The organism is Streptomyces sp. NPDC040432, from assembly GCF_055595445.1.
In genome coordinates this window covers 245,415-271,332 of record NZ_JBVIVP010000003.1, presented here as the reverse complement: position 1 = coordinate 271,332, position 25,918 = coordinate 245,415, and the positions used below count along the sequence as shown (strand labels likewise).

The window sequence follows — 25,918 nt, the reverse complement described above, 5'->3', positions numbered from 1 at the left end:
TCATCCGCCGTCACGGCTGGACCAGCGAGAAGAGTTCTGCGGGATCAGGTCGGCCGCCGACTCCGCCGGCGCCGTCCCCGAGCAGTTCCAACAGTCGCCGCGCCCGCCCCTGCCAGGACGGCGCACCGACTTCGGCGAAGAGGTCCGACGCGGCCTTGAAGCGGCCCGCCGCACCGCTGCGGTCGCCGCGCACCGCGCGCACGCAGCCGAGTACGACGCCGGCCCGTGCCTCCAGGTAGCGGTCGGGGACCTTGGCCGCCGTCTCCAGGGCGTCGTCGAGGACCGATTCGGCCTCCTCCGGCAGGTCCCGGCACCACAGGGCCTCGCCCAGCACGCGCAGCGCGTGCGCCTCGCCCCGCCGGTCCCCGCTCGACCGGACCAGCCCCAGCGCCCGCCTCGACGCCTCCTCCGCGCGTTCCCCGTCACGCTGGTTGAGCAGCGCCTCCGCGAGCCGGACCACGCTCTGCGCCTCGCCGCGTACGGTGCCCAGGCCGCGGCTCCTGACCACCGCCTCCGAGGACAGCACCAGGCTGGCCTGCGCGTTGCCGAGTTCCAGTTCGATCTGCGCGAGCAGACCGAGCACGTGGGCCTCCGCGTAGTGGTCGCCGCCGGCCCGGAACAGTTCCAGCGACCGGTGGGCCATCTCCCGGGCCCGGTCCAGGTCGCCCCGGTAGCGCCCGCAGAGGGCCAGGTTGCGCAGGACCAGTGCGCGCCCCTGGTCCTGGCCCTCCTCCTCGAACAGCCGCAGCGCCAGGTCCAGGTGTTCGACGGCCGCGTCGTGCTGCCACGAAAGGATCCCGAGCGTGCCGAGCGAGTGCCGCATCACGGCCTCGCCGAGCCGGTCGCCGGTGCGGCGGGCCACCTCCAGGGACCGCTCGGCGCAGGAGCGCCAGTCGTCGAGGTAGTTGCGGCTCTGGAAGAGGGTGACCGTGGTCATCGTCAGGTCCCAGGCGTACGCGGACTCGTCGTCCCGGGCCGTCTGGTCGACCAGGCCGGTGATCGCCACGCGTTCGGTCTCGAACCATTCCATCGGCTCCTCCAGCAGGCTGTCGACCAGGGAGGCGGGCAACGCGTGGAGCGGGGCGCGGCCGTGGATGACGGTGTAGTCGCCGCCGTAGATCCTGCGGTGGGCCTCCGCGGCGAGTCCCAGCCAGGCACCCGCCGCCCGGCGGGTCGCGGCGCGCAGGTCCTCCGCGGGTTCCTCCGCGAGGGCCACCTCGCGGGCGAAGAGCCGGGGCAGGGACTGGAAGCGGTAGCGGACGTGGCCGGTGGTGGCGGACTGCGGGACGAGGAGTTGGGCGTCGACGAGTTCCTCGATGAGGTCCTCGGCGTCCAGCAGGTCGACGTCCAGCAACGCGGCGCCGACCCAGGCCGCGAAGTCGGGCACGTTGGCCGCCCCCAACAGCCGGAACATGCGGGCGGTGGCGGTGGGCAGGTCGCGGTAGCTGAGCCGCAGGCCGGCGCGGACGCCGCGTTCGTCGGGGCTGAGTTCGTCGAGTCTGCGGTGCTGGTCCTCCAGGCGGGAGACGAGGGTCCGTACCGGCCAGTGGGGTTTGGCGGCGAGCCGGGCGGCCGCGATCCGCAGCGCCAGGGGCAGTCGGTCGCAGAGCGCGCCGAGCCGGGCCGCCGCGACCGGGTCGGCGGACAGCCGGTCGTCCCCCGCGACGCGGGAGAGCAGGGCGATCGCCTCGTCCTGTTCGAGGGCACCGAGGTGCAGCGGTACGAAGGCGTAGTCGCCCGCGAGCGCGCCGCCCATGGGGTCACGGCTGGTGACCAGGACGCAGCAGCGGCCCCGGCCGGGCAACAGGGGGCGGATCTGCCGGAAGGAGCGCGCGTTGTCGAGGAGGATCAGCACCCGGCGGCCTTCGAGGACGCTGCGGAAGAGCGCGGAGCGTTCGTCCTGGTCGGCGGGTATCTCCGGTCCGGGGACGCCGAGCGCGCGCAGGAACCGGTCGAGCACGGCGCCGGGCCGCAGCGGCGCCTCCTCGTCGTAGCCGCGCAGGTCGGCGAAGAGCTGCCCGTCGGGGAAGCGGTCCAGGACCTGGTGGGCCCAGTGCACCGCGAGGGCCGTCTTGCCGACGCCCCCGATGCCGGTGACCGAGCCGACGGGCAGGGCGGCGCCGCCGAGGTGGTCGAGGAGCCGGTCGAGGGAGGCGAGTTCGTCGCCGCGTCCGGTGTAGGAGGCCGTACCGGAGGGGATCTGGGCGGGCACGTCGCACACGGGGAGGGCGACGGCGACGGCCCCGGCGGGCCGGTTCAGCTGTGGGGAGTCGGCGAGGATCTGGTCGTGGAGCTCCTGGAGGGCGGGGCCGGGCTCGATGCCGAGTTCGTCGTTGAGGAGCCGTCGGCCCTCGCGGTACGTCTCCAGGGCTTCGGCCCGTCGGCCGGAGCGGTAGTGGGCGAGCATGAGGTGGCCCTTGGCCTGCTCGCGGAGCGGGTGCTCGCGTACGAAGGCGGTGAGTTCGCCGATCACGTCGCGGTGGTGGCCGAGCGCGAGGCGCAGGCCCATGTGTTCCTCGTAGACGTCGAGGCGCAGTTCGGTGAGTCGGGCGGCCTCGACCTCGACGCGTTCCGTGGTGATGCCCTCCAGCGCGGGGCCGCGCCACATGGCGAGGGCGTCGCCGAGGTGCGCGCAGGCCTCTTCGGTCCGGCCGCCACGGGCGGCCTCCCGGCCCAGCTCGGCGAGGTCCTCGAACTCGACCGCGTCGATGCGGTGTTCCCCGGCGAACAGCATGTAGCCGGGGTGGCTGGTGACCAAGAGGTCGTCTATGCCGACCGCCGTCTTGAGGGTCTTGCGGAGGGCGGATACGCAGATGGCGATCTGGTTGCGGGCCGTGGCGGGCGGGTTCCCGTACCAGACGGCGTCCGCGAGGGTGTCGACGGAGACGATCCGGTTGGGGGCGAGCAGCAACATGGACATGATCGTGCGCTGGCGGGCACCCGTGAGGTTCACCGGTATCCCGTCGGCACTGATGTCCAGGGGACCCAGGATCCGGAACACCACCTGAAGCACGAGTTGCCTCCCCGTATCGCGGCCGCGGCCGACGTCGTGCGGCCCGGTTCGTGCCGCTTTGGTCTTGACTAGCAGTGGCTCCGGGGGGCGGCAACGCGAGTGGCAGCAAGCTGCCGGCTCAAGGTCTCGCCCGCCAGGACATGGGCGGGTACGGCTCGGCACGGTCCCAGCCCGCGGCGGCGGGCGCCGGTTCGGGCTCCGGGGCCGCGGTGGACGCCAGCGTGGTGAGCAGCGCCGTGACGACGGCGAGCTCCTCGGTGGTGGGGGTGCCGCGGATGATCTCGATCAGTGCGGGGCCGAGCGGCCCCTCGAAGGCCGGTACCGACATGGCGCTTCTCCTCACATCGGGGGGTTGCCGTGCTTGCGGGAGGGCAGCGGGGCGTGTTTGGTGCGGAGCATGTCCAGTGCCCCGATCAGGGCGGATCGGGTGTCGGCCGGGTCGATGACGTCGTCGACGAGACCCCGTTCGGCCGCGTAATAGGGGTGCATGAGCTCGGCCCGGTACTCCTTGACCAGTTGATCCCGGGTCGCGTCGGGATCGTCCGCCGCCCGGATCTGCCGACGGAAGACGACGTTGGCCGCGCCTTCGGCGCCCATGACGGCGATCTCGTTGGAGGGCCAGGCCAGGGAGAGGTCGGCGCCGATGGAGCGGGAGTCCATGACGATGTACGCGCCCCCGTAGGCCTTGCGCAGGATCACCTGGACCCGGGGCACCGTCGCGTTGCAGTAGGCGTACAGCAGTTTGGCGCCGTGCCGGATGATCCCACCGTGCTCCTGACCGACACCGGGCAGGAACCCCGGTACGTCGACGAGGGTGACCAGCGGGATGTTGAACGAGTCGCACATCTGCACGAACCTCGCGGCCTTCTCCGAGGACCGGATGTCGAGGACCCCGGCGAAGGACTGCGGCTGGTTCGCGACGATCCCGACGACCTGGCCGCCGAGCCGCGCCAACACCGTGATGACGCTGGTCGCCCACCGCTCGTGGACCTCCATGTACTCGCCGTCGTCGACGATCTCCCCGATCACGCCCCGCATGTCGTAGGGGCGGCTGCCGTCGACGGGCACCAGGTCGAGCAGCCGGTCGCAGCGCCGGTCGACGGGGTCGGCGGCGGGGGCGCCGGGCGGCATCTCCTTGTTGTTGGCGGGCAGCATCGACAGCAGGTACCGCACCTCCGCGATGCACGTCTGCTCGTCGTCGTACGCGAAGTGCGCGACGCCGGACACCTCCGCGTGGACGTCGGCGCCGCCGAGGCCGTTCTGGGTGATCTCCTCGCCGGTCACGGCCTTGACCACGTCGGGGCCGGTGATGAACATCTGCGAGGTGTCGCGCACCATGAACACGAAGTCGGTCAGCGCGGGGCTGTAGGCGGCGCCGCCCGCGCACGGCCCGAGCATCACGCTGATCTGCGGGATGACGCCCGAGGCCCTGGTGTTGCGCTGGAAGATCCCGCCGTACCCGGCGAGCGCGCTGACGCCCTCCTGGATGCGGGCGCCGGCGCCGTCGTTCAGTGACACCAGGGGGGCGCCGGCGGCGAGGGCGAGGTCCATCACCTTGTGGATCTTGGCGGCATGGGCTTCGCCCAGCGCCCCGCCGAAGATCCGGAAGTCGTGGGCGAAGGCGAAGACCGTGCGGCCCTCCACCGTGCCCCAGCCGGTGACGACGCCGTCCGTGTGGGGCCGTTTCACCTCCAGGCCGAAGCCGGTGGCCCGGTGTCGCCTCAGCTGCTCGATCTCCCGGAAGGACCCCTCGTCGAAGAGCAGGTCGAGGCGTTCGCGGGCGGTCAGCTTCCCGCGGCGGTGCTGCGCCTCGGCGCCCTGCCCCCCTCCCGTCAGGATCTCTTCGCGGATCCGCGTGAGCTCGCCGACCCTTTCGTGCATCGTCATGGTCAACTCCCGTCCTGTCTCAACTGGTTCTGAAGGCGACGAAGTCGCAGAGGGCGTCCAGCGCCCGGCGTGCCGTGCACTGCGGGAGGATCCCGAGCGCGTCCCGGGCGGCGGCGAGCCGCTGGTGCATCATCGACTCGGCCAGGGCCGTGGCGCGTGCGACGGCGAACAGCTCCAGGGCCCTCTCGTGCGCGGCCGGATCGGTGACCGGGCCGTCGAGGAGCAGCGCCCGCAGCTCCTCGTTCCCGCGACTCCGGTCGGCGAGGGCGAGCAGGACGGGCAGGCTCGGCACCCCTGCGAGCAGGTCCTTGCCCCTCTCCTTCCCCGTCACCTCGGCCGGACCGGTCAGATCGAGCAGGTCGTCGGCGATCTGGAAGGCCGCGCCGAGGTCCTCGCCGTAGGAGGTCAGGGCGCGGACGTACGGTTCGGGCGCCGCGGCCTGGAGCGCCCCGATGCCCAGCGACATCGCGAGCAGCGCGGCCGTCTTGCCGGCCGTCACCTCGAAGTAGTGGTCGATCGGGTCCTCGTCCGGTGCGGGGCCGGTGAGTTCGCGCAGTTGTCCCGCCACGAGCCGGCCGGCCGTCTCCGCGTTCAACCGCAGGGCGTGCGGCCCCAGGTCGGCGGCGAGCTGCGCGGACCGGGCGAGGAGCCAGTCACCGCCGAACACGGCCACCCGCCGGCCCCAGCGCACGTTGGCGCTGGGCACCCCGTGCCTGGTCGCGGCCTCGTCCATGACGTCGTCGTGGTAGAGGGAGGAGATGTGCACCAGTTCGGCGATGACGGCGGCCTGGATCACTCCGTGCCGCCACGGATCACCGAATTCGGCGCCCAGCAGGACCAGCACCGGACGCATCCGCTTGCCCCCGGCGGAGGCGAGATGTCCGGTGAGGTCGGCTATCCGGGGATCCCGCGCACCACGGGCGCAACCCTGGAGCCGCTCCTCCGCGGCGGCCAGCGCCTCACCCATCCGGGATTCGAACTCCGGTTCCTCCAGGCACAGTCGGGCCAGCAGACCGCTGCCCGCTTCCACCCGGTCGACCGTGGCGGTCGATTGCGTCCGAATACGACCCACGAGGAATCCCCCACCTCACGACGGACCGCCATTCGCCATCCGAACGGCGACGCTCCGCGGAACTCTGGCATCCAATCCGGTTACGACCCAAGGGAATTGGCATGAAGGTGCCATCGACACGCCCTGCGGAGTCGCACCAGCTCAATGCCATCTTCCTGCCAACATTCCGCCGCTCGACTCCACCCCGAATAAGCGTGGTTAAGCTCCCACATCAAGGAACTCGAAGAAAAACAAGGGGAATTGAGAATGCGCATCGCAACCGTCGTTTCCGTATCGGCAGGCCTGCTGGCCCTCATGGCCGGTAGCGCCGTCGCGGCCCCCGCCGACACCACGGCGGCGGCTCCGACCTCCGACCGGAAGTGCGAGGGCGTCAAGCTGTCCGGGGCTCTGCCCGTGCCGCCCGCGGGCATGGCCGTGCAGCAGGTGGTCACGATCGGTGAGGACTGTAGGCCGGTCCTGGGAGAGGTCCGCTACGTCCCCGCGGCCGCGGGGACCGTGCGGAAGGGGGCGCTCGGCAGCGCCGCCGCGAAGGCCGGAACCAACCGGACCGTCCGCAGCTGGAACGAGATGTTCGACTGCTGCAACATCCGGATGACCGGCCTGTACACGGACTCCACGTGGGACACGGCCGGCGGACAGGTCTCCAACACGACCAACACGGCCCGCCAGGAGTGGAACCGCGAGCCGTGGAACGCGGGTTGGTCGCTGAAGTCGTCCAACGCCACGGGCACCGCCTCCTACGAGGCCCACGCCGACTTCACGTACAAGGGGATCTTCGACCTAGGCGGCAACCGGTACGCGAACTCCCACCACTCCTACGTGAAGCTGAACGGCGACGGGACCGCCACCTGCACCTTCGACGTGGAGCTGAAGAACACCTTCATCGGTTGGAACTGGCAGCGCGGCTGCGCGTGAGCACCCGCGCCCGGGGTGGTGGTGACCGGAGGACCGGTCACCGACCGCCCCGGGCGCGTCGGCTTCACGTCACGGGTTCAGGACCACGGCACGGGTTCAGTGCCACATCACCCGCACGGACGGGTCGAGGATCCAGCCCGCGACCTCGTCCATGCCCGTGATCCTCGTGCCCCGGCGCAGCGTTCCCGCGTCGAGGCCGCGCTCCTCCAGCGAGAAGCGGTCCGCGGCGAGCAGTCCGCCCTCGCGCTGGAACCGGTCGAGATCGGTGTCCCGGCCGGGTACGGCGAGCACCACTCCCTCCTGGACCAGGAAGAGCATGACGGAGTTGCCCATGAGCACCTGCGTGACCGCCTCGCTCCTGAAGTCGTCGGCCCCGCCCTCCCCCTCTCCCGTGTCCGGCGCACCCCTGTTCTCCACGAACAGGAGCCGGGGGGCGCCCGCGGCGCGGTCCGCCCAGTCCTCCGCGATCCCCTTCCGGCCTCCGACGGGCGACCGGACCTCGCGGGGTGCCGGTCCGGTACGCGGCCCGGTGGCGGCGTTCATGCTCATGGACCTCCTTCCACAATGGCGACGGCATTGATGCCGCCGAGTCCGAAGGCGTTGAGTTGCGCCACGTTCATCCGCCGTCCCGCCGTCGCGGCACCCGTCACGAAACGCAGCGGCGCGCCGTCGGCCGTGGCGTGCGGCCGGGCGACGGGCGGCACCCGCCCCTCGCCGAGGGCGCGGATGCCGACGATCAGGTCGATCAGGCCCGCCGCGCCCAACGCCTGTCCGGTCATGGACTTCACCGCCGTCATCAGCGGGGCGGCCGCGACGGTGCCGAACACCTCGGCGAGCGCCGCGGCTTCGGCGTCGCCCTCGCCCGGGGTTCCGCCGTGGAGCATGACCAGGTCGACGTCGCCGGGTCGGACGCCCGCAAGCCGGTACGCGGACCTCATGGCCGCGGCGATGCCGTCCCGGGACGGCGCGGTGACGTGGTGCGCGTCGCAGCTGAGGGAGACGCCCCGCAGCCGGCCGTGCACCCGGGCCGCGTTCCCGCTGGTCCGGCGCAGCACGATCGCGGCGGCTCCGTCGCCCGGGGAGACGCCCCGGCCGGCGCCCCCGTAGGGGCGCGCCCTCTCCGCCGGCCCGTACATGGACCCGGTCACGACGTCGACGCCGGCGACGATCACGTTCTCCGGGGCGTCGTCGCCCTCCTGTCCCAGCAGGTCGGAGGCGAGGGCCAGCGCGTACAGGGAGGCCGAGCAGCCGTTGGAGAACGTGTGGGTGACGTCGGCGCGGAACCGCTCGCGCAGCGCGGCGCCGAAGTTCGTTCCCGAGTCCGCGAAGGGGGAGCCGTCCCGCCACCACAGTTCCGGCGAGCGCGTCTCGCGCATCCCGGTGCCCACGAGGATCGGGATGCCACTGAGGTCATCGCCCAGGCCGGCGTCCTCCGCGGCCTGCCCGACCGCGTCGAGCAGCAGCCGGGTGGCCCGGCCGGCTGCGTCCCCGCCTCCCACCGGTCGGCCGTCGACCTCGTGGGCGTGCTGCGCGGTGAACCCGCTCCGGTCGACGCCGCGCCGCCGCGCCCGTCCGCTGCGGCCGGCGCACACGCTCTCGAAGAGCGCGTCGACGCCGGATCCGACGGCGGCGACGGCGCCCATGCCCACGATGGGGCGGCTGATCGGTTCGGTGAGAACTGCGGTGGACACGCCTCGTACTCCTTCGAAGGATTGCCGGCACGAACGCGGCGGACGGGCCCGCTCTCGACTGTGGTGGTGGAACCGGAGGCATCACAACGGGACTGGCAGCTTGCTGCCGCCGGTCGGCGGCGGGAGGGCTCAGGCGACCGGACGGACGCCCCCGCGCCGGGAACGCGCCGCCGCTTCGCCGAGCCGGGACGCGGCGTCGATCACCGCGCCGAGCAGGGCGCGGCCGGGTTCCGCGGCCGGCATCCGGGGAGCCTTGCCGGTCAGTACGAGGACGCACACGACCCGGTCCCCCTTGGCCCGCACGGGAACCGCGATGGAGCAGGCGTCGGGCACCGCCCCGTCGGGACCGTGCGCCCATCCCCGGCGGCGCACCAGCGCGAGCTGGGCCGCTGTGAAGCGGGCCCCGCGCAGGCCCTCGTACAGGTCCTCGGGGTCCTCCCAGGCGAGCAGTGCCTGGGAGGCCGCGCCCGCCTTGGCGGGCCTGGTCGTGCCGAGCGGCAACGGGTCCGTGAGGCTGTCCGGGTCCACCGAGGTCGCGACGCAGACCTGCTTCTCGCCCCGGCGCCGCATGATCCTCGCGTCGAGCCCGGTCAGGCAGGCCAGGTCCGCCAGGACCGGCGCGGCGGACTGGATCAGCCGGTCCCGCTGGGCCTCCACGGCGATGTTCCCGAGTCGCGTGCCGAGCACGAAACGGCCGCGGTCGTCACGGGTGAGCAGGTCGAGGCGCTCCAGGGCCTGGGCGATCCGGTGCGCCGTGGGCCGGGTGAGGCCGCTGATCCGGACCAGTTCCGCCAGCGTCGCCGGCCCGGCCTCCACGATGCTCAGCAGCACGGAGGCCTTGTCCAACACGCCCACCCCGCTGACCCGCGGCTCCTGGGTCATGACCTTCATCGGACCCGCACCCGGTGTGCGGGCGTGGCCGCGCCGGCGCGCCGGCCGTCCGATCCCCGGGCCGGAACATCCGGACCCACCGGCAACTGATTCATGGACCTGCCTTCCGTAGGACGTTCACCTGAGGGCACGGGGCGGGTTCGGCGATCCGAACCCGCCCCGTGCGGCGACGGCGCTCGGAGGGGTGACCGGCCGCCAGGGAAACTGCGTTCCGCACGTGCTGCGCGATCGCGTTCCTGGCGGCCCATACAACTGGCGTCGAACGGGAGGGGCAACGCTCCTTTCAGGAAGTTGCCGGCGGAGTGCCGCGCCCCCCTCCTTCGGCCGGTGGAGGCAGAAGTCCCAGCTCCGCGGCTCGTACACCGGCCTGGAAGCGGGAGTTGGCCCCCAGCAGCACCATGATGTCCGCGACGTAGCGGCGGTACGTGCGCACCGAGACGGCCAGCTCCCTGGCGGCGACGTCATCGGTGACGCCGGCCTGCAACGCGCCCAGGATCTGTCGTGCGAGCGCGGCGCGGTCCCAGTCACCGAAGACGATGCGCTCCCCGGCCGGCACGGCGTTGGCCCACACGCTCTCGAACAGGGTGTGCAGGGTGTGCAGGACCTCGGGAACCCGGATCACCGAGGCCCGCCGGCCGACGGCCGACTCCGCGACCACCAGCGCGGACCGACCGTCGACGATCAGTGCCTGCAGCGGGGGCACCTTGGCCACCCGCACCGCCATCGGCCTGTCCATGCTCATCTGTTCGCGCACGAACTCCTCGTCGAGCAGCGCCGGCGAGGCCAGCACACGTACGGACACGCCTTCGGCCGCCCGGTAGATCAACCCCCGTTCCGTTCTGCCCGGGGTCTCGTCCGATCCCCGGAGCCTGGCGTGGACAATGTCGATGGACTCGGTCGCGCTCTCGATCAGCCGCTGGGCGGTGTCGAGGACGACCTCGTAGTCGTTTTCGACCACTTCGATGAGCTGTTCCTGGAGACTGCGGTCGCGGTGAATGGCGACGGTCGACTCCAGCAGCTCCCGGACCTGGAGCAGTGCACGCTCCATCACGTCCTCGGTGTTCCGAGACACGTGCACCCCCTCTTCCTGACCATGCGATCGACGTGAAGGGCCGCGTGCGGGCGGCCCGGCGGCACGCCCCGCGTTGCCCGTTCGAAAATGTCGTTCCGCACGGACGCGTGGCGACGCACCGCTATTCGGCCAGCAGGCCGAACTCCACGGCTCTCACACCCGCCTGGAATCGGGAGTTGGCGTCGAGTTCGCGCATGATGTCCGCGACGTGACGCCGATAGGTCCGCAGGGAGACGTTCAGGTCCCGGGCCGCGATCTCGTCGGTGTTCCCCGCCCGGAGCCGCTCAAGGATGTTCCGGGCGAGATCCGTGCGCAGGCGCGGGCTGAGGTGGAGGTGGTCGGCGAGCTTGCGGCCGCGGGACCAGGCACCGGCGAAGAGCAACTCCAGGGCACGCACCGCCGCCGCGTCGTTCACGAGGGCGGCCTGCTCACCCCCGTTGCCGGTGGCCCGCACCAACGCCACCGAACCGTCGACCACGAGGATCTCTCGAAGATCGCTCTCGGACACCCGGACTTCCACGCGTCGGTCCGGAACCTCCGTTAACGTGATGAGCGGCGACCCGGCGGCTTCGGCGGTGCACAGGACGCGCACGACCACCCGGGGAGGGATCGTCGCCAGGAGTTTCAGTACGGCGTCCGCGAACTCTCCGGTGCCGGTCAGGGCCACGCAGACGGAGTGGCGCGCGCGCCTGACCAACTGCTCAAGGGTGTCCCCGACGCGAGCGGCGTCGGTACGCGCCACCGAGGACGGTGGTACCGGCCGCGTCCGGTGCAGGGACACGGTCGATTCGATCAGCGCGTGCGCCTGGAGCAGCGCTTTCTCCAAATGCGCGGCGTGGTCGGTGCGAGGCTCTCCCTCCCCCGCGTCCACGGCCGCGCCCGGTGGTTCAATTCCAGTTCCCATCATTTCGCCCCCGTATGTTTAGCGGCGCCCCCGCGTGCAGGACATCCGCTGGTCGGGCACATCCTAACCGGTGAACCGTGCGACTCAGGGTGGCCAATTGGGCATACCCATGGCCGATGTGGTTGAGGCGTGCACTATTCGAAGCACCGTCAAGAACGACCGTATCCGGCCCGTCTCCGGTTCGGATGGTGAGACCGGGGCAGGGGAACATCGCCGCGGTGAGACGCGCCGACCGCGCGGGGCTCGGATATCCCGCGTGTCACGGGGCGTCGAGACTCCTCACCACGCGTGACAGGAAACTGCACGGACCACCCGGAAGCGGTAGCTCCCATTGTCATTTCGGGCACGCTCGGCAGCGCATCATTCACAGGGCGTTCCATAGCTGTCCGCAATTTGTCAAGGGATCACCAGGTGAGACGAGTTGCTGCCTACGGTCCCCTCGTGACCACACGCCCCGCAGACGCCATCCGGACAGTCGACACCACCTTTTCCAGCCTCGATTCCGCTGATGCGCTGGTGTGGTGGTGGCGTATACCGCACGGTCGTTCCAGTTCCGCCGATCTGGCTCTTCTGGACACTTCCGAAGCGAGGCGCGCACAGGCATTCAAATCACCCGCACGGGCTGCCGAGTTCATCAGCTCCCGCGCCACCATTCGCCGCATCATGTCCGAAATTCTTCGGATTCCCGCCCATGGCATATCAATAGGCCGCGCCCCATGTGGCGGCTGCGGAGACCCGGAACACGGGCCGCCCGCCGTCATAAGGCCCGATATTTCCCTACGCATCAGCCTTTCCCACACGGCCGGACTGGGCATGCTGGCCGTCTCCCCGCACCCCGTCGGAATCGACGCCGAACCCCTGCGCGACGTATCGGTCACCGACATCGCCGACGTCGCCCTGACGGCGCACGAGCGCCGCGCCGTGCTCGCCGAACCTGCCGGTCCCGCGCGCAGCCTCGCCTTCCTGCGCTGTTGGACCCGCAAGGAGGCCGTGCTGAAGGCCGCGGGGGTCGGCATCACCGACGAGCTCACGCAGCTGGAGACCCACGCCGGCGTGCCGGGGCCGGCCGAGGTGACCACGCTCGCCCTCGGCGCCCCGTCCACGTGGTGGGTGACCGACGCCGAGGTCCCGCCCGGCTGGACGGCAACGGTGGCCCTCCCCTCGAACGTCGGCCACCACGTGGTCGTGCGGCCCATCTGACGCCGCCCGGTTCCACGCCCCTCCCCATCCGCGGCGGGTCCACCCGACCGCGTCCCCAGGCAACGGAGTGACTGTGAACACCGCACCTTTCCGGAGCACCGCCGACCTGCTGCTCGACGCCGCTCGGAACCACCCCGCGACCACGATCCGCCACTGCGCGGGCCCCGCCGACGCCGGATTCCGCGACCAGAGCCACGCCGAACTGCTGCACGACGCCCTGCGCGTGCTGACCGGCCTGCGCGCCCGGGGACTCCGACCCCAGGACAAGGTCGTCCTGATCCTGGAAAGCCCGCAGGAGTTCATCACCGCGTTCTGGGCCGCCGTCCTGGGTGGCTTCGTCCCGTGCCCGATGGCGCCCCTGCGCGGCGACCCGGACCGGTGGGCCGGCCTGCTCACCCATGTGTACGTGCTGCTCGACAGACCGGTCGTCGTCACGAGCGGTTCACTCGCCGCCGAACTGCCGCCCGTCGCCGGCCTGGACGTCGCCGTGCTGGACGAGCTGTACGGGGCCACCCCTGCCTCCCCGTACGGCGGGGGCTCCGCCGACGACGCCGCCGTCCTCGTCCTCACCTCGGGTTCCACGGGCAACTCCAAGGCGGTGGTGCTCAGTCACGCGAACCTGCTCGCCTCGATGGCGGCCAAGAACGGCCGGCACCGGTTGATGGCCGGCGACACCACGATGAACTGGGTCTCCTTCGACCACGTGGCCGCCCTGCTGGAGTGCCATCTCCTCCCGCTCTCCGTGGGCTGCCGCCAGCTCCACGTCGAACCCTCGGTCGTCCTCGGCGACCCGCCGGAGTTCCTCCGGCTCGCCTCGCGCCACCGCGTGACGATGACGTTCACACCCAACTTCCTCCTCGCGCAGCTCAATGGGAACACGGACCGCTCGGAGGCCGGTGGAGAACGACTCGACCTCTCCGCCCTGCGGCAGATCATCAGTGGCGGGGAAGCCGTGGTCCGCACCACCGGCGAAGCGTTCCTGGAGCGGTTCGCGCCGTACGGACTGGCGCCCGACGCCCTGTGGCCCGCCTTCGGCATGACCGAGACCTGCGCCGGCTCCGTCTACTCACGGGAGTTCCCGAGCGCGGACGGCGGTGCGGAGTTCGCCTCCCTGGGCACCCCCGTGGACGGCATGCGCATGCGGATCGTCGATCCGGCCGACCGACCGCTGCCGGAGGGCGAGGTGGGTGAACTCCAGCTGTCCGGGCCGATGGTCACCCCCGGCTACCACAACGACGAGGAGGCCACCCGTGCGGCCTTCACCGCCGACGGCTGGTTCCGCAGCGGTGACCTGGGCCGCGTCGACGACGGCCGGCTCACCCTCGTCGGCCGCAGCAAGGACAGCGTCATCGTCAACGGCGTCAACCACTTCAGCCACGAACTGGAGACCGCCCTCGAACAGCTCGACGGCGTCGCCGGCTCCTACGTCGCCGCCTTCCCCACCCGCTCGCCCGGCAGCGACACCGAGGCACTCGTCGTCGCCTTCCACTGCGAGGCGGCCGAGGAGGACGAGGCCGAGCTGCACCGGGTGATCAGCGCCGTCCGCAGCGGCGTCGTCACGCAGTGGGGGTTCCGCCCCTCCCTCATCCTCGCACTGCCCCGCGAGGCCTTCCCCAAGACCAGCCTCGGCAAGATCCAACGCGCGCTGATGCGCCGCCGCCTCGAAGCCGGTGCCTACGACACGGAACGCGACCGGCTCGCCGACCTCACCGTGCGCATGCTGGGCGGGCACACCGCACCGGAGGGCGAAACGGAGCGGATCCTGGCGGAGGTCTACGCGGAGACGTTCGGCGTGGACGCCGCCGCCCTGAGCGCCACCGCGAACTTCTTCGACCTGGGCGGTACCTCCCTGGACATCCTGCGGCTGCGCAGCAAGGTGGCCCGCCGCCTCGGCATCGACGACCTGCCGGTGATCACCGTACTGACCGCCCCCACCGTGCGGTCCCTCGCCGCCCGCCTGACCGCGGTGGCCGCATCCGCCCCGCAGGCGTACGAACCCGTCGTGCCCATGCAGACCACCGGCAGCAAGACCCCGCTCTTCTGCGTCCATCCCGGTGTCGGTGAGGTCCTGGTCTTCGTCAACCTCGCCAAGTACTTCGTCGGTGACCGGCCGTTCTTCGCGCTCCGGGCCCGCGGCTTCAACGAGGGCGAGAAGCCGTTCGCCACGTTCGACCAGATGGTCGACCGCTACGTGGAGGCCATCAGGGCCCGTCAGCCACGCGGTCCCTACGCCGTCGCCGGCTACTCGTACGGTGGAGCGGTCGCGTTCGAGATCGCCAAGGTGCTCCGCGCCGACGGCGAGCGCGTCGACTTCGTCGGCAGTTTCAACCTGCCGCCGCACATCAAGTACCGCATGGACGAACTGGACTTCGTGGAGACCGCCGTCAACCTGGCGTTCTTCCTGTCGCTGATCGACAAGAAGCAGGCCGGGGAACTCCCGGGCGACCTGCGCGACCTGCCCCGCGAGGAGCAGGTGGATCGCCTGATGGCCCTCTCCGCCCCCGACCGCCTCACGGAACTCGACCTCGACTCCGACAAGTTCGCGGCCTGGGCCGAGGTGGCGGCACGGCTCACCGAGCTGGGCCGCACCTACGAGCCCGGCGGCACGGTCCCCTCGATGCACGTCTTCCACGCGACCCCCCTGCGCGGCAGCAGGCAGGAGTGGCTCGACGGCGAGCTGCGGCGCTGGGACGAGTACACGACCGGGCCGAACCGGTACGTCGAGGTCCCCGGCGAGCACTACACGCTGATGGGCCCCCGGCACGTCGCCGCCTTCCAGAGCATCCTGCGCCGGGAACTCGACCTGGCCCTCGTCGACGCGGACCGCGTCACCGCCGCGCGAGCCGCCGCCCCGTACGCCGCGAACCAGCAGGGAGAAACCCGATGAAGGGCAAGAAGATCCTCGTCACAGGCGGTACCGGCCAGGTCGCCCGGCCGGTGGCCGAGGCCCTGGCGGAGCACAACGAGGTCTGGTGCCTCGGCCGGTTCGGCACCCCGGGCGTCGAGCGCGCGCTGAACGCGAAGTCCATCACCACCCGTCACTGGGACATGGACGACCCCTCCCGCGATGCGCTCCGGGGCCTCCCGCACGACTTCACCCACGTGATCCACTCCGCGGTCCGGCGCGGCGAGGACGGGGACTTCAACGCCGTCGCCGAGGTCAACGCGGTGGCCACGGGCCGGCTCATGACCCACTGCGCAGACGCGGAGGCCTTCCTGTACGTCTCCACGGGCGCCCTGTACGCACGGCAGACCCTGGACCACCGGTACACGGAGACCGACCCGGTCGACGGGGTCGCCGCCTGGCTGCCCGCCTACCCCGTCGGGAAGATCGCGACGGAGGGTGCCGTGCGCGCCTTCGCGCAGGTGCTGGAGCTGCCCACGACCATCGCCCGTCTGAACATCGCGTACGGGCCCGGCGGCTACGGCGGCGTCCCGATGCTGTACTTCGCGCGGATGCTGGCCGGTGAGCCCATCGCCGTACCCGTCGAGGGCCAGAACTGGTTCTCGCCGCTTCACACCGACGACCTGGTGCGTCAGGTGCCCCACCTGTGGAAGGCCGCCGCGACCCCGGCGACGCTCGTCAACTGGGGCGGCGACGAGCCGGTCGGCATCACCGACTGCGTCCGTCACATGGAGGCTCTCACCGGCGTCGAGGCCCGCCTCGTACCGAGCGAGGTCACCCGCGAGACGTACCAGTTCGACCCGACGCTGCGCCGCAAACTGACCGGCCCCTGCACCGTCCCCTGGCGCGACGGGATCCGCCGCACCCTCGAAGCCCTGCACCCCGGGCTCGTCCACCGGCACACCGACCTCGAAGGAGTCCGAGCAGCATGACCACCGCCCCCAGCACCTGCCTCGCACCGTCGGACAACCTCACCCTCATCCGCTCCGCCTACGAGGCCTTCCACACCCACGACGTGGGCGCGCTGTTGGCCGCCCTGGCGCCGGACGTGGAGTGGGTCCACCCCGACAGCATGGCCGACTACAACCTCGGCGGGACCAAGTACGGCCACCAGGGCGTCCTGGAGTTCCTGGCCCACGCGCCCACCGTCGTGGGCGGGATGCGGTTGGACCCCATGGAGTTCGTGGAGTCCGGTGACCGGGTGGTGGTCTTCGGGGTCCGCCACGTCACCTCGGTGAGCGGCCGCACGGAGCGGCTGAGCTTCATCCACTCCTGGACCATCCGGGACGGCCGCGCCGTCCGGATGGAGGACATGTTCGACACGGTGGCCTTCCAGCGGCTGATCGAGAGCTGAGGGGCGGGGGGATCGACGGCCCAGGTCGGCCGGGCGGACGCGTACGCGGTCCAGGCGGCCCGGTCGGCGCGCGCGGGCTCCCGTCCCCCGTCCTCTCTCGGACCGGCAAACGCGCGGGGCGCTTCCGAGTGGCGGTCAAGCCCCTCTCAGGTATGAGGTCGTATGCGACTTGCGGCAGAGGCGAACTTGGTACTGCGGAGGGACGCGGCACCGTACGTCCGCCCGGAACACTTGGCCGTATGAACCGCCGCCCGCTCGTGATCGCCGCCGCTGCCGTGGGAGTCATGGCCACGGCCGCCCTCGCCCTGCCGAACCTGCCGCCGAACCCGATCACCAACGCACTCGACGACCGCGTGCTGCACGAGAAGGGCAAGCGCTTCGCCACCGCGGCCGACGCGCCGGCGCGCGGCGACCGGGCGTTCGCCCTGCCCAGTTGGATACCGGCGGACGCCACGGACATACGGATACGCGTCCGGACGAACGGCGAGGCCAGGCTGATCCGCTTCACCCTGGGCCGGACCGCGCTCGACGGACCGCAGTGCGCCGCCGGTACCCAGAAGGTGAAGGACGGTCCCCGTCTGGCGGCCCGCTGGTGGCCGCGTGACACGAGGGCGGAGGAGCGCCCCGAGTGCCGCGACCGGCACCAGTACCAGGTCGCGGTGCGCGGCAAGCGGGTCTACGCCTGGACCGACGGAACCCCGTCCCCCGACGCCCCGACGAAGCGCACGGCCGGAATGGTCAGAACAGCCGGGCAGCGCTGACCACCGTCACGAAGCACTGCGAAGCTCGCGGGGTGCTGCGGGGTACAGCGGGGTACTGCGGGGCGCTGTACGAGGCGGGCCGCCGCCCCCCTTTCCGGAAGAGGGGCGGCGGCTACCCGGCCTCGGGGGTGCTGTCGCGCAGGAGGGCGGACACGGTCCGGGCGAAGGCGTCCGGGTTGTCCAGCATGATGTTGTGCCCGCAGTCCGGTACCGGCAGGACGCGTACTCCCGCCGCCTCCAACGCTTCGGTCCCCGCGGGGGATCCGTCCGCCTCCGGGTACAGGAAGCCGCGCGGGATCCGCAGGTCCAGCAGCAGCTCCCGCATGGTGGGGGTCGTACCGGTCACGAGGTGCACGGCGCTGCGGTGCAGGGCGGTCCGCCCGGCCAGGCGCATGGTCGACCACCAGTGGGCGCCGGCCCGGTCGCGCACCTCGGCCCAGCCACCGGCCAGGAACTCCTCCTCCGTATAGGAGGCGATCCCGCTGCTGCCGGGGCCGGCGGGTACGCGGGGCAGCGGGTCGAGGTTCGCGTCGACGAGGACGAGCCGCGCCACCAGGTGGGGGTGGCGGGCGGCCAGCACGATGGCGACGGCGCCGCCCATGCTGTGCGCGATCACCTCGGCGGCCTCGACATGGGCCTCGGTGAGGGCCCGGGCGAGGGCGTCGGCGTGTGCCTCCAGGGTGTAGGAGAAGGTGTCGGGGCGGTCGCTGTGCCCGTGCCCCATCAGGTCGACCAGCAGCGACCGTCCGCCCGCGAGCAGCGGGTGCACCGCGCCGGCCGCGAAGTACGCGGGCGAGGTGGCGCCCAGCCCATGGACGTAGACACGGGCCGGCCCCTCCCCGGGCAGCTCGACCCAACGGATCCGGTCGCCTTCCGGCGTCACGACGGCACTGCGCACGGCCTGTCCCCCTGGTGGTGATCGCCACGAAACTCGGACGAGGGTAACCGGGCCGTCGATCTCCTCGTCTACGCTGCTCGGATGACCGAGTACGTGAATCAGCTCGGCGGTGACATACCGCGGACGGGCACGCTGCCCGTGGGGTCGGACGCCGTCGTGTGGTCCCTGGACACCACGCTCGCGGTGATCGGCGGCCACCGGGTCGACGAGGCCGCGGCGTTGCTCGACGCGGCCGAGCGGGACCGGCTGGCCCGCCTGCTGCGCCCGCACGACCGGCGCAGCTACCTCGCCTCCCACATCGGGCTGCGGGTGCTGCTCGGCTCCTACCTGGGCCTGGCACCCGAGAAGGTGACCCTGGTCCGCGAGGACTGCCCCTGCTGCGGTGGCCCGCACGGCCGGCCGGCCGTGGCGGGGGGCGCGGTGCACTTCTCCCTGTCGCACAGCGCGGACATGGCCTACTTCGCCTTCGCGGGCGCCCCGGTCGGCGTCGACGTGGAGGGCCTCCCGAACGCGGGGGCCGTGGGCGACGTGATGGGCACGCTGCACCCGGCGGAGACCGCCGAGCTGACCGCGCTCCCGGTGACGGACCGGCAGGAGGCCCTGGCCCGGCTGTGGTCCCGCAAGGAGGCGTACCTCAAGGCCACCGGCACGGGACTCGCCCTCGGGCTGATCGAGCCGTACGTCGGCTCCGCGGCCACGCCCGCCCCCGTCCCGGGCTGGTCCCTGCGCGACCTCCCGGCGCCGCCCGCCTACGCGGCCGCCCTGGCGGTCCGCACGACCTGACGGCCCCGCCGTCCAGGGACTCGCCCCTGTCCCGAACCGGGGTCCGGCCGCGACGACGCGCCCAAGGCGGCGACGTCGACGGCGATGAGGAGCGCGGCCGTACCGGTCGGCGCCGTCAGCGGGGCCGGCCGAGGCGGCCCTCCCGGTTCCGCGCGGCCTCCGTGAGCGCGGGCCACAACCGGGGCAGCCACTCCTCCACCGCGTCGTTCCCCGGGAGCCCCGGTGGGACGGTGTCGTGGAGCGCGGCCGTCTCCGGTTCGGCGCCCCGGTGGTGGCGCAGGATCTCCGGTTCGCCCGGACCGGTCGCGGCCTCCACCACGCTGCGCAGGAACATCACGTTCGCCGCGAGCAGCCACAGCGTCCCGGCGGCGGGTGCGGCCACGTAGGCTCCGGAGCCCCGTGACGTCGGGGAGCCCGTCGCGAGTGCCCACGGGTCCGGTGCGAGGTGGCGCACGGCGCCGACCCCGCAGAACCGGGCCGCCGCCGCGCACATCGCGCACGGCTCCTGGGTGCTCCACAGCGTCGCGACGCCGAGGTCCCAGGCCGTTCGGGCGGCCCCGAGCACGTTCATCTCCGCGTGCGCGAGGGGTGTGCCCCGCAGCGGACCGGTGCCCGGGCCGCCGGTGCCGGGCTCCTCGTAGGCCTCGTTCCGGCCCTCGGCCAGTACGGTCCCGGCCGGGTCCGTCAGCACCGCCCCGACCGCCAGGCCGCCGGCCGTCAGCGCCTCGTACGCCCGGGACAGGACACGGCGTACCGCCTCGGGTGCCGTGTGCCACGCCGCCTCGAACTCCCCGCCCGCACCCGTCATGTCCGCATGATCACACGGGGTCCGGCCCCTATCGTGGCGGGCATGGACATTCGCCCCGCGACCACCGCCGCCGAACTGCAAGCCGCCGAGGGGCTGTTCGACGGCCCCGCCCGCGAGGAGTGGTCCGAGCGCTTCCTGCGGTCCCCCGGACACCTGATGCTGATCGCCTACGTCGACGGGGTGCCCGCCGGCATGGTGTCCGGCATCGAGATGAGCCACCCGGACAAGGGCACCGAGATGTGCCTCTACGAACTCTCCGTGGACGAGGGCTACCGGCGGCGCGGCATCGGCCGCGCCCTGACCGAGGCCCTGGCCGCGGAAGCGGGAAGGCGGGGTTGCTACGGCATGTGGGTGGGCGTCGACACGGACAACGAGGCCGCGCTGGCCACGTACACCGCGTCCGGCGCCGAGGACGAGGGCGTCTTCACGATGCGCGGCTGGCCCCTGCCTCCCGCCCCCTGACGCACGGTCCGGGGGCGGGGCGGCCGATCCCCCGTCCGAGGTCGCCCCCGCCGCCGCCCCGCCGGGGTCCGGGTACGGCGCACGCCCCCGGCACCCTGGTGCGGCGCGCGTCCCCGGACGCGCGCACGAGGCAAAACCCGATCGAGGCCGCCCGGCCCGACTGGTGCAGGTGCGTGAACCCGCCGGGGCCGGGTGCGGCGCGTGTCGCCGGCGCCCGAACGCGGCGCACGCCCTGGCCCCGCGCGCGAGGCAGGACCGATCGTGGCCTCCCGACCCGACCGGCGCAGGTGCGTGAACCCGCCGGGGCCCGGGTACGGCGCACGTCCCCGGCACCCGAACACGGCGCACGCCCACGGACCCGCGCGCAAGGCAAAACCGATCGCGGCTGCCCGACCCAACCGGTGCGGGTGCGCCGGGGACCCCTTCGGCGGCGTGTCGTGCCGCCAGTCGGCGCACCCTCCGCGCGCCCCCGGCCCGGCGGCGGGAGCGTCGGGGGCATGACAGCACTGACCTCGCTCCTGCCCGCCGCCGCCCTGCTCGCGGCGGCCGCCGCCCTTCCGCCGCCCGCTGCCGCAGCCGGGTCCGAAGCGCCCACCGCCTCCTACGTGGTGGTCCTCAAGGACGCCACCCCGCGCGCTCCGACCCGCGCCCTGGCCTCCGAGGCCGAGGAGGCCGGGGACCGGGTGGGGCCGGTCTACGACACCGTCCTCAACGGCTTCGCGGTGCGCACCACCGCGACCCGTGCGGCAGCACTCGCCGCCGACCCACGGGTGGCCTCCGTCGAACCGGACACGGACTTCCGGATCTCCGACACCCCCGCGCCGGGCACCCCCGCACCCGGCACCCCCGCACCCGGCGCCCCAACCCCCTCCCCCACCCCAACGCCCGCCCCCAACACCCTGGTACCCGACACCCCGACGCCCGCTCCCACACCGACCACCGCACCCGACACCGAGCCCGCCCCACCCCCCGCAGCCCCGGCGCCGGCCCCGACCCCCGCCCCCACCACCGCACCCGCACCCGCACTCCCCAGCGCCCCCACCGCCCCCACCGCCACGCCCACCCCCTCACCCCCCTCCGTCCCCGCTCCCGCTCCCGCTCCCGTCGGAGTCCCCCTCACCGCCCAGGCCTCCGCCCCCTGGCCGCTCGACCGGATCGACCAGCGCGAGCTCCCGCTCGACGGTTCGTACACGTACGCCGGCACCGCGCGGGGCGTCACGGTGTACGTCGTCGACACCGGGATCAACACCGCGCACCAGGAGTTCGGGGGCCGCGCCCGGGTCGGGTACAACGCGGTGTTCATGGAGGGCGCGGCCGACTGCAACGGTCACGGCACGCACGTCGCCGCGACCGTCGGCGGGGCGACGTACGGGGTGGCCAAGGGGGTCTCCCTCGTGGGCGTGAAGGTCGCCGACTGCCGTGGTGACGGCAAGCTGTCGGCGATCCTGCGCGGGCTCGACTGGCTGGTGAAGGACGCGGCCCGGAACGCCGCCCGGGGCCCGGCCGTCGCCAACATGAGCATGGGCGGCACCCCCAGCCGGGCCATGGACGCGGCGGTGGTCCGTGCCGTGGCATCCGGGATCACCTTCACGGTGGCCGCGGGCAACGACGGCCGGGACGCCTGCGCCGGCTCCCCCGCGGGCGTCGGGCAGGCCCTGACGGTGGGGGCCACGGACGCCGCCGACCGGCGTCCGGAGTTCTCCAACCACGGCCGTTGCGTGGACCTCTCGGCGCCGGGCGTGGCCGTCACCTCGGCGTGGAAGGGCTCGACGACGGCCCTCGCCCGCTCCTCCGGCACCTCCATGGCGGCCCCGCACGTGGCGGGCGCGGCCGCGCTGCTCCTGGCGGGCGGCACCGCCCGCACTCCCGATGAGGTGGGTCGGGCGTTGCTGCGCGGCGCCGTCCCGGACCGGATCACGGGCCTGCCCGCCGGGACCGCGAACCTGCTGCTGCACGTCCCGACGGCCCCCTGAGGCGGAGGCCGGGCAGGGCGTGGCGCACCCGTCCCCGCCGGCACCGACCGGTCGGTATTCGATGTCCCATCAGACCGGTTCTGATGGGACATCAATGTGTGTGTGCTTCGGGCGAAACCCATCCATTGACTTCTCATCACCGCGACGCGTCAATGACGACCTCCGCACCGGCTCTACCTCCCCCACACAGCGGGTGGGGGGAGGGGTTCGTCCGACGAAGGAGTCGCGACCCAGTGAGTACTACGTTCCGACGAAGAATGCTGGCCGGGGCGGGCGCCCTTTCCCTCGCCCTGACGGGCGGTGTCGTGGCCCTGACGGGGACGGCGCAGGCCGCGACCAAGACCACTCCGGTACCCGTGAAGTGTGTCGCCCCCGCGCCCCAGCCGGGCGCCAACGGCACCCAGGACTTCACCGTCACGGTCCCCGACACCGCCAAGGCGGGTCAGTCCGTGCCGATCACCATCGATCCGGGCGAGACCCCCGTCGTCCCGATGTTCACCATCGACACGGTCAACACGATCAAGATGAAGCTGCTCGTCGGTGGGGTCGCCCAGACGGTGACCAGCCCGGCCGTCCCCAGCCATCAGGAAGCCGGGAAGAAGGCGGATCCGCCCGCGTTCAGCGGGAACATCACCCTCCCCGAGGGCACCGAGGGAACGACGGTGCAGATCACCATCGACCAGGTGATCACGGACGCCGATCTGGGCGGCACGGTCTACACCACGACGTGTACGCCCGATCCGCGGCCCAGTGCCTCGGTCGGTTCGATCGCCTCCGAGGCCCTGCCCAAGGATCCGGTCACGACGAAGCTGACGCCCAACAGCGGCCCGGCGGGCACCGCCGTGGTCGTCTCCGGGGCCAACTTCCCGGCCGGCGCGGTCGCCTGTTCCGCGCTGCTGGGCGGTGCGGCGACCGGTGACACGGGCACCGGCACGGCGGACGCCTCCGGCGCCGCCACCTGCAACATCACGGTCACCAAGAAGGCCGACGCCATCCGGATCGACGGTTCGGCGCTCGCCCCCAAGCCCTTCGTGTTCGTCGAGGAGCAGGCGGGCGTGAAGAACCCGGTGGACATCGAGGTGCTGCCCGGGCCGCTGGCCCTCGGCCCGAAGGACGGCCAGCCGGCCGTCAGCTTCGGCTCGGTGACCATCAACGGGAAGGCCCAGTCGGTGTTCGGCGCGTTCAACGCCGCGACCGTCCAGGACTTCCGCGGTGGCAGCCTCGGCTGGGACGTGACGGCGACCCGTACGCCGTTCCTGAACCAGACGACCGGCCACTCGATGGCGAAGGCGCAGCTCGGCATCCAGCCGTCCTGCACCGTCACCAACCCGGACAGCCCGAGCGCGTGCACCGCGGGCACTCCGGGCGCGATCACCGACACCCCGATGAAGGTCGCCTCGCAGGCGGCCGGCGGTGACGAGCTGACCGGCGGCGAGTTCGCCGTGGGCGGCGCGGCGATGCTCCAGCTGCCGCCGTTCATGTTCGCCGACACCTACCAGTCGGTCGTGACGTTCTCGATCGCCTGACCGGTTCCGACCCGGGGTGGTGCGGTGCTCCGGCGCCGCACCACCCCTTTTCCCGCTCCGCGCCGCGACTGGAGAGACCCCGCCCATGCGCATCCGCCGCCGCCCCACGCGCCCCCGCAGCATCGCCGTCCTCCTCGGCGCCCTGTGCGCCCTGCTGCTCCCCGCCACTGCCACGACCACCGCGACGGCGGCGGACAACGGCACCTGGGGGGTCTTCCCGACGCCCCCGGCCGGGGCGGCGATGACCGACCGCGGCTACTTCTTCCACCAGGGCGCGGCCGGGACGACCCTCTCCGACAGCGCGACGATCCTGAACTCCTCCGACAAGGAGCTGACCTTCCAGGTCTTCGCGACCGACGCGATGAACACCCCGTCGGGCGGTGCGTTCGCCCTGTTGCCCGTGGAGGCGAAGCCGAAGGACGTCGGCGCGTGGATCGCGCTGGCTCCCGAGGCGGCGACGACCGTGACCGTTCCGCCGAAGGGCCGTAAGGACATCGCGTTCACGGTGAAGGTGCCCGCGGACGCGACCCCGGGCGACCACGTCGGCGGGATCGTGGCGTTGAACACGGTCGTCGAGGGCGTGCAGCGGGACGGCAAGGTGCAGGTCGGGGTGAAGCGGTCGGTGGGTGCGCGCCTTTACTTCCGGGTGCCTGGGCCGGTGACCGCGGGCCTGAGCGTGGAGGACGTACGGGTCGCTCGCGGCGCACCGGTCGTGCCCTGGCTGAAGGACGCCCGCGCCACCATCACCTACACGCTGGTCAATCGGGGCAACGTGGTGGTCGAGCCGCGCGTGACGATCTCCGCGCGGGGGTTGTTCGGACGGGAGGTACTGGACCGGCCCGCCCGGGCGACGGGCCTGGTCCTGCTTCCCGGGCAGCGCGCCGAACTGACCGAGGCGTGGCCGGACGCACCGCAGTTGGACTGGGTCGACGTCAAGGTCTCGGCGGACGCGCCCGCCCACCCGGACGTGGTGTCGGAGTCCGGTACGGACTTCCTCGCCGTGCCCTGGCCGGCCGCCGGCGTCGTCCTGCTCCTGGCGGGCGCCGGCGTCGCCCTCCTGATCCTGAGGCGCCGCCGCCGTGCCGTCCCGGAACTCCCGGAGCCCGTACCGGACCTGGTCGGCGGGCGCTGACGGAGCCGGTCAGCACCGTCGGGGCGGACCCGGTCAGTACCGTCGCGGCGGACCCGGTCAGCCCCGACGGGTCCCCTCGGCCAGTTCCTTGAGGGTCAGCAGCTGCTTGCGCATCATGACGAGGTCGCCCCAGGCGAGGAGGCGTCGACGCAGCCTGCGCCGCACGGTCCCGCCGGCCTCGGCGACGACCTTGACGACGAGCCGCGAGCCCTCCCCGCGCGGGCGCACCGTGTAGCTCACGGCCATCCGCCCGTGGCGGGCGGCGGTCGCTTCGGGGAGCAGGCCGGTGATGTGTTCGTCGGCCCGGAAGTCGGTGATCGTGAAGACGAGGAGGGTCTGCCCGACCGCCAGTTCGGGCAGCGGTACCAGGGCGCGCGGACTCCTGCGGCCCCCGAAGTCGAGCCGGTCGTAGCTGTACGGGGCGATGGTCAGCTGCCGGAGCCACCGGAAGAGGACGGCGGGCGGGGCCGCGACGTCGACGGCCCGCGTCCAGCCCTCGGACCCGGCGGCCAGGAGCCGGTCGCACGGGTACACCGCCTCGCGCTCGGCGCTCGTGGCACCCCAGACCCGCCCGCTCACGTCCATTCCCCGACCGTACCGCCGCCCGGCCCGGGGGCGCTCGCCCGATGGGCGGCACCCCCGGACGGCGGGGAACCCCCGACCGGTGAGGG

The 25,918-nt window shown here is 72.7% G+C and carries 23 protein-coding genes; 11 read left to right on the top strand and 12 right to left on the bottom strand.

From position 1 onward, the window contains the following. Positions 1–10: 10 nt before the first annotated feature. The 4 genes from ACZ58N_RS08505 to ACZ58N_RS08490 form a co-directional block, all read right to left on the bottom strand. Positions 11–3,013 carry an AfsR/SARP family transcriptional regulator gene (locus tag ACZ58N_RS08505; protein ID WP_471157051.1) on the bottom strand — a complete coding sequence of 1,001 codons (3,003 nt, stop codon included), beginning with the start codon at positions 3,011–3,013 and terminating at the stop codon, positions 11–13. Between the two features lie 118 nt (positions 3,014–3,131). After that, positions 3,132–3,341, bottom strand: coding sequence for an acyl-CoA carboxylase subunit epsilon (locus tag ACZ58N_RS08500; protein ID WP_471157049.1), 210 nt, complete (start codon positions 3,339–3,341; stop codon positions 3,132–3,134). 11 nt (positions 3,342–3,352) lie between these two features. Next, on the bottom strand, positions 3,353–4,900 hold the full coding sequence (locus ACZ58N_RS08495; RefSeq protein WP_471157047.1) for an acyl-CoA carboxylase subunit beta: 1,548 nt from the start codon (positions 4,898–4,900) through the stop codon (positions 3,353–3,355). Between the two features lie 19 nt (positions 4,901–4,919). Continuing rightward, a complete protein-coding gene (locus tag ACZ58N_RS08490; RefSeq protein ID WP_471157045.1) occupies positions 4,920–5,972 on the bottom strand; it encodes a polyprenyl synthetase family protein in 1,053 nt (350 codons plus the stop codon). A 246-nt stretch (positions 5,973–6,218) separates the two neighbouring features. On the opposite strand from ACZ58N_RS08490, the gene ACZ58N_RS08485 reads away from it, so the two are divergent. Beyond that, a complete protein-coding gene (locus ACZ58N_RS08485; protein WP_471157044.1) occupies positions 6,219–6,887 on the top strand; it encodes a hypothetical protein in 669 nt (222 codons plus the stop codon). A 96-nt stretch (positions 6,888–6,983) separates the two neighbouring features. On the opposite strand, the gene ACZ58N_RS08480 is transcribed toward ACZ58N_RS08485, so the two are convergent. From ACZ58N_RS08480 to ACZ58N_RS08460, 5 genes are all read right to left on the bottom strand, one after another. Beyond that, positions 6,984–7,436, bottom strand: a complete 453-nt coding sequence (locus ACZ58N_RS08480; protein ID WP_471157043.1) for a hypothetical protein — start codon at positions 7,434–7,436, stop codon at positions 6,984–6,986. Continuing rightward, a complete protein-coding gene (locus tag ACZ58N_RS08475) occupies positions 7,433–8,551 on the bottom strand; it encodes a beta-ketoacyl synthase N-terminal-like domain-containing protein (RefSeq protein ID WP_471157562.1) in 1,119 nt (372 codons plus the stop codon). The genes ACZ58N_RS08480 and ACZ58N_RS08475 overlap by 4 nt, the downstream gene beginning before the upstream one ends. A gap of 156 nt (positions 8,552–8,707) precedes the next feature. Beyond that, positions 8,708–9,469: an IclR family transcriptional regulator gene (locus ACZ58N_RS08470; RefSeq protein ID WP_471157041.1), complete on the bottom strand. Its 762-nt coding sequence runs from the start codon at positions 9,467–9,469 to the stop codon at positions 8,708–8,710. 283 nt (positions 9,470–9,752) lie between these two features. Continuing rightward, complete coding sequence (locus ACZ58N_RS08465; protein WP_471157040.1) at positions 9,753–10,541, bottom strand: TrmB family transcriptional regulator sugar-binding domain-containing protein; 789 nt, start codon at positions 10,539–10,541, stop codon at positions 9,753–9,755. A 121-nt stretch (positions 10,542–10,662) separates the two neighbouring features. Further along, a complete protein-coding gene (locus ACZ58N_RS08460) occupies positions 10,663–11,367 on the bottom strand; it encodes a DNA-binding response regulator (protein ID WP_471157038.1) in 705 nt (234 codons plus the stop codon). An 891-nt stretch (positions 11,368–12,258) separates the two neighbouring features. Here ACZ58N_RS08460 and ACZ58N_RS08455 point away from each other — a divergent pair. From ACZ58N_RS08455 to ACZ58N_RS08435, 5 genes are all read left to right on the top strand, one after another. Then, positions 12,259–12,645 (top strand): 4'-phosphopantetheinyl transferase family protein, encoded by a 387-nt coding sequence (locus ACZ58N_RS08455; RefSeq protein ID WP_471157037.1) that lies wholly within the window; start codon positions 12,259–12,261, stop codon positions 12,643–12,645. Positions 12,646–12,718: 73 nt separating this feature from the next. Beyond that, positions 12,719–15,532, top strand: coding sequence for an AMP-binding protein (locus ACZ58N_RS08450; protein ID WP_471157036.1), 2,814 nt, complete (start codon positions 12,719–12,721; stop codon positions 15,530–15,532). Then, a complete protein-coding gene (locus ACZ58N_RS08445; RefSeq protein ID WP_471157035.1) occupies positions 15,529–16,482 on the top strand; it encodes an NAD-dependent epimerase/dehydratase family protein in 954 nt (317 codons plus the stop codon). Before ACZ58N_RS08450 ends, ACZ58N_RS08445 begins: the two co-directional genes overlap by 4 nt. Then, positions 16,479–16,904 carry a nuclear transport factor 2 family protein gene (locus tag ACZ58N_RS08440; RefSeq protein WP_471157034.1) on the top strand — a complete coding sequence of 142 codons (426 nt, stop codon included), beginning with the start codon at positions 16,479–16,481 and terminating at the stop codon, positions 16,902–16,904. Before ACZ58N_RS08445 ends, ACZ58N_RS08440 begins: the two co-directional genes overlap by 4 nt. Before the next feature lie 239 nt (positions 16,905–17,143). Beyond that, entirely contained in the window at positions 17,144–17,665 is a 522-nt protein-coding gene (locus ACZ58N_RS08435; protein WP_471157032.1) for a hypothetical protein, read from the top strand. A 112-nt stretch (positions 17,666–17,777) separates the two neighbouring features. Here the strand turns inward: ACZ58N_RS08435 and ACZ58N_RS08430 are convergent, their stop codons facing one another. Beyond that, positions 17,778–18,563, bottom strand: a complete 786-nt coding sequence (locus ACZ58N_RS08430) for an alpha/beta fold hydrolase (protein WP_471157030.1) — start codon at positions 18,561–18,563, stop codon at positions 17,778–17,780. 81 nt (positions 18,564–18,644) lie between these two features. On the opposite strand from ACZ58N_RS08430, the gene ACZ58N_RS08425 reads away from it, so the two are divergent. Beyond that, complete coding sequence (locus ACZ58N_RS08425; RefSeq protein WP_471157029.1) at positions 18,645–19,346, top strand: 4'-phosphopantetheinyl transferase family protein; 702 nt, start codon at positions 18,645–18,647, stop codon at positions 19,344–19,346. 115 nt (positions 19,347–19,461) lie between these two features. Here the strand turns inward: ACZ58N_RS08425 and ACZ58N_RS08420 are convergent, their stop codons facing one another. Next, positions 19,462–20,154, bottom strand: a complete 693-nt coding sequence (locus tag ACZ58N_RS08420; RefSeq protein ID WP_471157028.1) for a nucleoside deaminase — start codon at positions 20,152–20,154, stop codon at positions 19,462–19,464. Between the two features lie 42 nt (positions 20,155–20,196). Here ACZ58N_RS08420 and ACZ58N_RS08415 point away from each other — a divergent pair, with 42 nt between their 5' ends. From ACZ58N_RS08415 to ACZ58N_RS08400, 4 genes are all read left to right on the top strand, one after another. Further along, the gene (locus tag ACZ58N_RS08415; RefSeq protein WP_471157026.1) at positions 20,197–20,616 is read left to right on the top strand and encodes a GNAT family N-acetyltransferase; all 420 of its coding nucleotides are present in this window, start codon (positions 20,197–20,199) and stop codon (positions 20,614–20,616) included. A gap of 497 nt (positions 20,617–21,113) precedes the next feature. Then, positions 21,114–22,589 (top strand): S8 family peptidase, encoded by a 1,476-nt coding sequence (locus ACZ58N_RS08410; protein WP_471157025.1) that lies wholly within the window; start codon positions 21,114–21,116, stop codon positions 22,587–22,589. Between the two features lie 233 nt (positions 22,590–22,822). Further along, positions 22,823–24,115 carry a hypothetical protein gene (locus tag ACZ58N_RS08405; protein WP_471157023.1) on the top strand — a complete coding sequence of 431 codons (1,293 nt, stop codon included), beginning with the start codon at positions 22,823–22,825 and terminating at the stop codon, positions 24,113–24,115. An 85-nt stretch (positions 24,116–24,200) separates the two neighbouring features. After that, a complete protein-coding gene (locus tag ACZ58N_RS08400) occupies positions 24,201–25,247 on the top strand; it encodes a WxL protein peptidoglycan domain-containing protein (RefSeq protein WP_471157022.1) in 1,047 nt (348 codons plus the stop codon). A 57-nt stretch (positions 25,248–25,304) separates the two neighbouring features. On the opposite strand, the gene ACZ58N_RS08395 is transcribed toward ACZ58N_RS08400, so the two are convergent. Continuing rightward, positions 25,305–25,832, bottom strand: a complete 528-nt coding sequence (locus ACZ58N_RS08395) for a hypothetical protein (protein WP_471157020.1) — start codon at positions 25,830–25,832, stop codon at positions 25,305–25,307. Positions 25,833–25,918 lie beyond the last annotated feature (86 nt).